We start from the raw sequence: 9,214 nt of genomic DNA, 5'->3' as shown, positions 1-9,214 counted from the left end.
CAACTGCCGGGGCGCCTCGCAGCCGTTCTCGGGCGCGAGCGTCGGCTCAATCGAAGCCGATGCTCCGCAGTCCCTGGGTCAGCACGGCGCCGTAGGTGGTGTCCGGGTCGAGGCGCCGCAGCTCCTCCATGAGGCTGTTCTCGATCTCCCGCTGCGGGAGGTTGATCTTCTGGTCCGGCCGGGCCGGCCGGGACAGCAGTGCCACGGTGGACCCCTGCGCCCGGACCAGCGTGATCGGGCCGGAGGACCGTTCGAGCGTCACCCCGCTGACGGCGTCGTGGCCGTCGCCGACCATCGTGACCTCGACCCCGAGCCGCAGCGCGAGCCAGCCGGCGAGCAGGGCGATCGACGGGTGGGAGGCCGCGCCGGCGACGGTCGCGGCGGTGACGTCCTCGTAGGGCGGCTCGTCCAGCGTGGCGGCGAGGATGCTTCGCCACATCGTCAGCCCCGCCCACGCGAGGTCGGTGTCGCCGGGCGCGTAGTTGTCCGCCAGCGTCGTGAGGGTCGCACCGGGGTCGGGCTGGTGGATCGAGTTCGTGATCCGACGCTGCGAGATGAGGCCGAGGGGGTGCTTCGACGGTGCGTCCGGTGGGGTGTTGAACCACCATGACGCGATCGGGGCGTCGGGCAGCAGGAGCGGCGTCACCAGGGTGTCGGCGACGGTCCCGGCGCCGCCGTAGGGCCGCAGCACGACCACCTCGGAAGCGCCGGCGTCGCGGCCGACCCGGATCTCTGCGTCGAGGCCGCTGCCGCCCGCACCGCTGCCGCCCGCGCTGTCGGGCAGGACCACGATCACCCGCGCCGGGTGCTCGTGCGAGGCCACGTTGGAGATCTTGATGGCCTCCTCGGCGGAGAGCTCGTCCTCCGCCGAGATCACCAGGGTCAGCACCCGGCCCAGCGCGACGGCACCGCCCTCCTCCCGCAGGGAGACGAGACGGGCGGCCACCGCGGAGGAGGTGGTGTCGGTCAGTGTGATGATCATCGTGCGTCCTTCCGGGGAGGCGGGGCCGTGCGGGGCGCGGCGCTCACGGCCGGCGCCAGGAGCGTCCGTCGCGGGCGAGCATCGCATCCGCGCCGGCCGGACCCCAGGTGCCCGGCGCGTACGGCTCGGGCTGGCCCAGCTCGTCCCATGCGGCGATGACGGGGTCGAGGATCTGCCAGGAGAGCTCGACCTCCTTCTGCCGGGGGAACAGCGGCGGGTCGCCCAGCAGCACGTCCAGGATGAGCCGCTCGTACGCCTCGGGGGAGTTCTCGGTGAAGGCGTGCCCGTACCCGAAGTCCATCGTGACGTCGCGGACCTCCATGGCGGTCCCGGGCACCTTGGCGCCGAACCGGATGGTGACGCCCTCGTCAGGCTGCACCCGGATCACGAGGGCGTTCTCCCCGAGCTCGCGCGTGGCCGTCTGGTCGAACGGCAGGTGCGGCGCGCGTTTGAACACGATCGCGATCTCGGTGACCCGGCGGCCCAGGCGTTTGCCGGCTCGCAGGTAGAACGGCACGCCGGCCCAGCGGCGCGTGTCGACGTCGAGGCGCATCGCGGCGTACGTCTCCGTGACGGAGTCGGCCGGGATGCCCTTCTCGTCGAGGTAGCCGAACACCTTCTCCCCGCCCTGCCAGCCGGCGGCGTACTGCCCGCGGGCGGAGTGCGCGGCGAGGTCCTCGGGGAGCTTGACCGCCGAGAGCACCTTCTCCTTCTCGGTGCGCAGCGCGTCCGGCTCGAAGGAGACGGGCTCTTCCATCGCCGTGAGCGCCAGGAGCTGCAGGAGGTGGTTCTGGACGACGTCGCGGGCCGCGCCGATGCCGTCGTAGTAGCCGGCGCGCGTCCCGATGCCGATGTCCTCCGCCATGGTGATCTGGACGTGGTCGACGTAGTTGGCGTTCCAGATCGGCTCGAAGAGCTGGTTGGCGAACCGCAGCGCCAGGATGTTCTGGACCGTCTCCTTGCCGAGGTAGTGGTCGATGCGGAACACCGAGTCGGGCGGGAACACCTCGGAGACGACCTGGTCGAGCGCGCGGGCCGACTCCAGGTCGTGCCCGAAGGGCTTCTCGATGACGACGCGCCGCCACCCGGGGTCGCCGTCATCACCGGACAGGCCGGAGCGGGCCAGCTGGCGCAGCACCACCGGGAAGGCGTCCGGCGGCACCGAGAGGTAGAACGCGTGGTTGCCCCCGGTGCCCTGCTCCGTGTCCAGGGACCGCACCGTCTCGGCCAGGCGGTCGAAGGCGTCGTCGTCGTCGAACTCGCCCTGGACGAAGCGGAAACCGGACACGAGCTGGGCCCAGGTGCGCTCGTTCCACGGTGTGCGGGCGTGGGCCCGGACGGCGTCGTGGACGACGGCGTCGTCCACTCCCGCCGGCCGAAGCCGGTGAGTGCGAACGCCGGCGGCAGCAGCCCGCGGTTGGCGAGGTCGTAGATCGCCGGCATGAGCTTCTTCTTCGCGAGGTCGCCGGTGATGCCGAAGACGACCACGCCGGACGGGCCGGCGATGCGCGGCAGCCGACGGTCGACCGGGTCCCGCAGGGGGTTGGTCGGTGGGGCAGCGCTCATGTGAGCGGGCCGCTCAGCACCCCGGCCAACCAGGACAGGGCGTCGGCGCTGGTGACGTGGAGCCGCAGCACCGGCCGGTCGTGCTGGGCGAGCACGTCGGCGTCACCCACCGCCTGGGCGGAGATGAGCGTCTCGAAGTCGAAGTCCCGCCCGGGGATCTGGACCTGGTGCGCGGCCGTACCGGTGATCTGCAGGAACACGCCGACGGTGGGGCCACCCTTGTGGTACTGCCCGGTGGAGTGCAGGAACCGTGGGCCCCAGCCGAACGTGACCGGCCGGCCGGTGCGGGCGGCGAGGGCCGCCCGGGTGTCACCGAGCACGTCCGCCGCGCGCCCCTCACGGTCCAGGTAGGCCATGACCGCGACGTAGCCGTCCGCGCCGAGGCGCCTGAGCAGGTTGTCGATCGCCTCGGCGACCGAGGTGGCCCCGGCGAGCAGGTCCGCGGGGCCGCGCACCTCCACCCCGGAGTCGACGAAGGCGGGGACCTCGGGGGCGGGCGTGGCCTCGAGCAGCCCGCGGGCGGCCCTCTTCGCGGACTCGACGTTGGGCTGGTCGAACGGGTTGATGCCCAGGAGGCGGCCCGCGACGGCGACGGCGTACTCCCACAGCAGCAAGGTGCCACCGAGCGAGCCGGAGACGGTGACCTCGGTGCGGTCCGCCTCGTCGTCGCCGGGCTCCGTGTCGTCCTCGTCGGTGAGCGGGGTGAGCAGCACGGGCAGCACATCCGCGGGCACGTCGGCCAGTTCGGGCGCGCCGGCCTCGACCACCACCGGCAGCAGTCCGGTGCCGTCCTTGCCGGTGGACTCTGCCACGAGCTGCTCGGCCCAGTCGCCGAAGTGGAAGTGGCCGGACCCGGCGTCCCGGATGACGACCTTGTCGCGCAGCGGGGAGGTGCCGGCCAGCGCGGCAGCCAGGACCAGGGCCGGGTTCGCCTCGGAGTCCTCGGCGAAGAACGACGCGACCGCGGCGGCGTCGTCCAGGAGCTGCTCGATGTCGACCCCGGCGATCGCCGCCGGTACCAGGCCGAATGCCGTCAGCGCCGAGAAGCGGCCACCGACGGTCGGGTCGGCGTGGAACACCGCCCGGTAGCCGGCGTCCTCGGCGACCTTCTCCAGCGGGGAGCCGGGGTCGGTGACGACGACGATGTGGCGGGCGGCGTCGAGACCGGCGGCCGTGAACGCGGCCTCGAAGGTGCGCCGCTGGGAATCGGTCTCGACGGTGCCGCCGGACTTGGAGGAGACGACCAGGACGGTGGCGCGCAGGTTGCCGTCCAGGGCGCGGCGGACCTGGTCGGGGTGGGTGGAGTCGAGCACGACGAGCTGTGCGCCGGCGGACCCCGCCAGCACCTCGGGTGCCAGCGAGGAACCCCCCATGCCGGCCAGGACCACGCGGTCGATACCCTCGGCCGCGAGCTCGCCGCGCAGTGCGGCCAGCGGGGCGAGCAGGCCACGGGAGGTCTCGTGCAGGTGCGTCCAGCCGAGCCGGATCGAGGCCTCGGACTCGGCGTCCGGGCCCCACAGCGTCGCATCGTGTCCGACGAGGCGGGAGGCGACCCGCTCCGCCACGAGCTCGGGGACGTGGGCGGCGACGGCGCGGGCGGCATCGCCGGTGGCGCTGACCTCGATGAGGGCACCGCCCTCGGGCCCGGCCCAGGCCACGGTCGCGGCGCCGCTCATCGGGACACCTCCGCCGTGGCGCGCTCGAGGGCCGCGGTCACGGTCTCGAGCAGCTCGGCCCAGCTCTTCTCGAACTTCGCCACGCCCTCGACCTCGAGGACGTCGGTGACGTCGGCGTAGGAGACGCCCAGCCGCTCGAGATCGTCCAACAGGTGGCGGGCCTCGGTGTAGGTGCCGTGCACGGTGTCGCCGCGCAGGTCGGCGTGGTCAGCGGCGGCGTCGAGCGTCTTCTCCGGCATCGTGTTCACGACGCCGTCGACGACGAGCTCGTCCACGTACATGGTGTCCGGGTAGGCCGGGTCCTTCACCCCGGTGGAGGCCCACAGCGGGCGCTGCGGGTGGGCGCCGGCGGCGGCGAGCTCCGCCCAGCGGGGGCTGGAGAAGATCTCCTCGTACGCCTCGAACGCGAGGCGGGCGTTGGCGATGCCGGCCCGACCCTTCAGCGCCGTCGCCTCGGGGGTACCGATCGCGTCGAGCCGTTTGTCGAACTCGGTGTCTACGCGGGAGACGAAGAAGGAGGCGACCGAGCGGATGGTGCTCAGGTCGATGCCGGCGCGGTGGGCGCGCTCGAGGCCGTCGAGATAGGCGGCGGCGACGGCCCGGTAGCGGTCCAGGGCGAAGATCAGCGTGACGTTGACGCTGATGCCCTCGCTGATCGACTGCGCGATCGCGGGCAGGCCCTCGACGGTGGCGGGGATCTTGACCATCGTGTTGGGACGGTCCACCGTGGACCACAGGAGGCGGGCCTGTTCGATGGTCTGGTCCGTCTCACGGGCGAGGCGGGGGTCGACCTCGATGGACACGCGACCGTCCTGGCCGCCGGTGGCCTCGTAGACGGGGGCGAAGAGGTCCGCGGCGGACCGGACGTCGTCGGTGGTCACGGCCGTGACGGCGTCGTCGACGCCGGTGCCGGCCGCGGCCAGGGTGGCCATCTGCTCGTCGTAGTCGAAGCCCTTCGACAGGGCGCCGGCGAAGATCGTCGGGTTGGTCGTGACCCCGACCACGTGCTTCTCGCGCACCAGCGCCTCGAGCCCACCACTGGTCATGCGGCCCCGGGAGAGGTCGTCCAGCCAGATGGAGACACCGTGCTCGCTGAGCCGACCGAGCAGGTCGGATGTGCTGTTCTCACTCATTGCCGCTCCAAACATGTGCCGTGGGTCGGTGGTCTGGTGCGCCGGGCGGGTGCGCCGCGGGCGGAACCGCGGCGCACCGTGCCGGCTACCTGGGCAGGTCGCCCGTGCCCGCCTGGGTGGGGACACCGGCGGTGCGGGTCGCGCCGTCGCCGACGGCTGCGATGGACTCGTGAGCGGCGGCGGCGACGGCCTCGGCGGTGATCCCGAACTTCTCGTAGATCACCTGGTAGTCCGCGGAGGCACCGTAGTGCTCGAGGGAGATCGCGCGGCCGGCGTCGCCGAGGAGGTGCTGCCAGCTCATCGCGATGCCGGCCTCGACGGAGACCCGGGCGCGGACGGACACGGGCAGGACCTGCTCGCGGTAGGCCTCGTCCTGCTCGGCGAACCACTCCTGGCTCGGCACGGACACCACGCGGGCGCTCACGCCGTCGGCGGCGAGCTGCTCACGGGCGGCCAGCGCCAGCTGCACCTCGGAGCCGGTGGCCATGAGGATGACGTCCGGGGTGCCGCCCGCGGCCTCCGCCAGGACGTAGGCGCCGCGCAGGGTGCCCTCGGCGGATGCCAGGGTATCGCCGACGGCGGCCCCCTCGCCGCGGACCGGGTTCGGCACGTCCTGACGGGTCAGGACGATGCCGGCGGGCCGGTCGGTGCGCTCGAGGATGCCGCGCCACGCCCACGCCGTCTCCGCGGCGTCAGCGGGCCGGACGACGTCGAGGCCCGGGATCGCGCGCAGCGCGGTGAGGTGCTCGACCGGCTGGTGCGTGGGACCGTCCTCGCCCAGGCCGATGGAGTCGTGCGTCCAGACGAACGTGGCCGGGATGCCCATGAGGGCGGCGAGCCGGACGGCGGGTCGCATGTAGTCCGAGAACGTCAGGAACGTGCCGCCATAGGGACGGGTGAGGCCATGGAGCGTGATGCCGTTGACGATCGCGCCCATGGCGTGCTCGCGGATGCCGAAGTGCAGCGTGCGGCCGTACGGGTGGCCCGGGAACATCGCCGAGGACCGTTCCTGCGGGAGGAAGGACGGCTCGCCCTTCATCGTCGTGTTGTTGGAGCCGGCCAGGTCGGCCGAGCCGCCCCACAGCTCCGGCAGCCCGGCGGCGAGCGCCGAGAGGACCTCACCGGAGGCCTTGCGGGTGGAGACGGCCTTGCCGCCCTCGAACGCGGGGAGCGCCTGCTCCCAGCCGGCGGGGAGCTCACGGGCACGGAGCCGGTCGAGCAGCGCCGCGGCGCCGGGGTGGGCGGAGCGCCAGGTGGCGTAGGCCGCGTCCCACCGCTCACGGGCGGTGGCGGCGCGCGCCGTGACGTTGCCGCGGGTGTGCGCGATGACCTCCGGGGCCACCTCGAAGGACTTCTCCGGGTCGAACCCGAGGACCTCCTTGGTGGCGCGGACCTCGTCGGCACCGAGCGCGGAGCCATGGATGGCGCCGGTGTTCTGCTTGCCGGGAGAGGGCCAGCCGATGATGGTGCGCAGGGAGATGATCGAGGGGCGGCCGGTCTCGGCCTTGGCGGCCTCGATCGCGGCGTGCAGACCCTGGACGTCCTCGTGGTACTCGCCACCCCGGGTGAAGTCCACGCGCTGGGTGTGCCAGCCGTATGCCTCGTAACGGGCCAGCACGTCCTCGGTGAAGGCGATGTTGGTGTCGTCCTCGATCGAGATGTGGTTGTCGTCGTAGATGACCACGAGGTTGCCGAGCTGCTGGGTGCCGGCGATCGAGGAGGCCTCGGAGGTGATGCCCTCCTGCAGGTCGCCGTCGGAGGCGATGACGAAGACGTGATGGTCGAACGGACTGGTGCCGGCCGCGGCGTCCGGGTCGAGGAGCCCGCGCTCACGGCGTGCCGCCATGGCCATGCCGACGGCGGAGGAGAGTCCCTGGCCCAGGGGGCCGGTGGTCATCTCGATGCCGGTGGTGTGGCGGTACTCGGGGTGACCGGGGGTCTTCGAGCCCCAGGTGCGCAGCGCCTGGAGGTCCTCGAGGTCGAGCCCGACACCCGCCAGGTAGAGCTGGATGTACTGGGTGAGCGACGAGTGACCGGCGGAGAGCACGAAACGGTCGCGGCCGAGCCACTGGTCGTCGGCCGGGTCGAGGTGCATGACCCGCTGGTAGAGGAGGTAGGCCGCCGGCGCGAGCGACATCGCCGTGCCCGGATGGCCGTTACCGACCTTCTGGACGGCGTCCGCCGCGAGCACTCGGGCGGTGTCGACCGCCCGCCGGTCGAGCTCGGTCCATTCCAGGGGCGTGGTGTTCAACAGATCCTCGTTTCTGTCCCGACCATCGGCCGGGACCTCGTCCCGCACGGCGCCGGACCACGACGCTCGCACATGCACATTCTTGTGAAAGACACTACCGGCGTCAGGGCCCAGGGGCTCTTTCGACTCTCATGCCGGGCGGCCCGGGGCGCCCGGTCCACCAGGCAGGTGGCGTGGGCGTCAACCTCCGGACCGATGTCCCCCGGCCACGTAGACTGCAATCACCGAGGGTGGTGGGACATTCCGCCCGAACCCCTGTGATTGGTGTCACGGGAGATGAGGAGCAGGGATCTTCGTGCACAGCGCCCAGCCAGCGGCCAGCCGACCGGCCGGCGAGGGGGCCTCGGGGCGGTCCCTGCCATCGGCGGGCACCGGGCACGAGGGAGCGGCGGGCCACGAAGCCGCCACCGCACCCGTCGGGCGCGGCGGCGTCGCGAGCCAGGACGGGCCCGCCGGTCCGCTGCACCCCCAGACGGCGCCGACCCCCGGCGGGCCTGTGCACCAGCGGTCGAGGTTCTGGGCCTACCTCGCACTGACGAAGCCGCGCATCATCGAGCTGCTCCTCATCACCACCGTCCCCACCATGATCCTGGCCGCGGACGGCTGGCCAGGGACGTGGTTGCTGCTCATCACCCTGGTGGGCGGGGCGTTCGCCGCCGGCTCCGCCAACGCGTTCAACATGTACGTGGACCGGGACATCGACAAGGTGATGAACCGGACCAGCCAGCGCCCGCTGGTGACCGGCGAGCTGGCGCCGCGGCAGGCGTTCGTGTTCGCCGCCGTGCTCGGTGTGGTGTCCGTCGCTTGGTTCGCGGTGCTCGTCAACGCGGTCGCGGCCTGGCTCACCCTCGCGGCCATCCTGCTCTACGTGGTCTTCTACACGCTGATCCTCAAGCGGCGCACGGCGCAGAACATCGTGTGGGGCGGCGTCGCCGGCTGCATGCCGGTGCTGATCGGCTGGTCCGCCGTCACCGGCGGGCTGGAGTGGCCGGCGCTGTGGCTCTTCCTCATCATCTTCTTCTGGACGCCGCCGCACTACTGGCCGCTGTCGATGAAGTTCAAGAGGGACTATGCCCGCGCGGGCGTGCCGATGCTGCCGGTGGTCTCGAGCGACGTCACCGTGGCCCGGAACATCCTGGCCTATGCGGCGGCGATGATCGCCTGCTCGCTGGTGCTCATCCCGAGCGCCGGGATGGGCTGGGTGTACACCGGGGTCGCCGTGGGATCGGGCGCCTGGTTCATGTACACGTGCGTCCAGCTCTACCGGCGGGCGTTGCATCCCGAGCGCGGCAAGCTCGCCGCGATGAAGGTCTTCCACGGCTCCATCACCTACCTGACGATCGTGTTCGTCGGCGTCGCCGTCGACCCGTTCCTGCCGTTCTGAGCACGGTGGGACGATGACCGCACCCGCACGTGACCGGGGCCCCGTGGTGGTGCCGGTCGGCCGGGCGTCCGTGGCGGTGCCCGAGCCCGTCGCCCGGGCGCTGGGGGAGTACCTCGCGCACCTGTCGGTCGAGCGCGGCATGAGTGAGCACACCGTCGCCGCGTACCGCCGCGACCTCACTCGCTACGGCGCGTACCTGGGGGCACGCGGTCGCGACTCGCG

General features: G+C 72.5%; 6 protein-coding genes and 1 pseudogene. 2 read left to right on the top strand and 5 right to left on the bottom strand.

The window, feature by feature from the left end; all coding sequences use genetic code 11:
- Positions 1 to 46: 46 nt before the first annotated feature.
- From ACYC1Z_RS12525 to tkt, 5 genes and pseudogenes are all read right to left on the bottom strand, one after another.
- Complete coding sequence (locus ACYC1Z_RS12525) at positions 47 to 982, bottom strand: glucose-6-phosphate dehydrogenase assembly protein OpcA (protein ID WP_461409859.1); 936 nt, start codon at positions 980 to 982, stop codon at positions 47 to 49.
- A 43-nt stretch (positions 983 to 1,025) separates the two neighbouring features.
- A pseudogene (zwf, locus tag ACYC1Z_RS12520) lies at positions 1,026 to 2,548 on the bottom strand (glucose-6-phosphate dehydrogenase).
- A complete protein-coding gene (locus ACYC1Z_RS12515; protein WP_461409858.1) occupies positions 2,545 to 4,224 on the bottom strand; it encodes a glucose-6-phosphate isomerase in 1,680 nt (559 codons plus the stop codon). The pseudogene zwf and the gene ACYC1Z_RS12515 overlap by 4 nt, the downstream one beginning before the upstream one ends.
- Positions 4,221 to 5,357, bottom strand: coding sequence for a transaldolase (gene tal, locus ACYC1Z_RS12510; RefSeq protein WP_461409857.1), 1,137 nt, complete (start codon positions 5,355 to 5,357; stop codon positions 4,221 to 4,223). The genes ACYC1Z_RS12515 and tal overlap by 4 nt, the downstream gene beginning before the upstream one ends.
- An 85-nt stretch (positions 5,358 to 5,442) precedes the next feature.
- Positions 5,443 to 7,608, bottom strand: coding sequence for a transketolase (gene tkt, locus ACYC1Z_RS12505; RefSeq protein WP_461409856.1), 2,166 nt, complete (start codon positions 7,606 to 7,608; stop codon positions 5,443 to 5,445).
- Positions 7,609 to 8,068: 460 nt separating this feature from the next.
- Here tkt and ACYC1Z_RS12500 point away from each other — a divergent pair, with 460 nt between their 5' ends.
- Entirely contained in the window at positions 8,069 to 8,992 is a 924-nt protein-coding gene (locus tag ACYC1Z_RS12500; RefSeq protein ID WP_461409860.1) for a heme o synthase, read from the top strand.
- A gap of 13 nt (positions 8,993 to 9,005) precedes the next feature.
- Positions 9,006 to 9,214: site-specific integrase (locus ACYC1Z_RS12495; RefSeq protein WP_461409855.1), on the top strand; the 209-nt coding region annotated here is incomplete at its 3' end.

This window comes from Georgenia sp. (genome assembly GCF_054605595.1).
This window is presented reverse-complemented; position numbering and strand designations above follow the sequence as displayed.

What these genes read in the sequence shown, in the direction of transcription:
- ACYC1Z_RS12525 (WP_461409859.1), bottom strand. Translation starts at nt 982, where the DNA reads ATGATCATCACACTGACCGACACCACCTCCTCCGCGGTGGCCGCCCGT.
- ACYC1Z_RS12515 (WP_461409858.1), bottom strand. Translation starts at nt 4,224, where the DNA reads ATGAGCGGCGCCGCGACCGTGGCCTGGGCCGGGCCCGAGGGCGGTGCC.
- tal (WP_461409857.1), bottom strand. Translation starts at nt 5,357, where the DNA reads ATGAGTGAGAACAGCACATCCGACCTGCTCGGTCGGCTCAGCGAGCAC.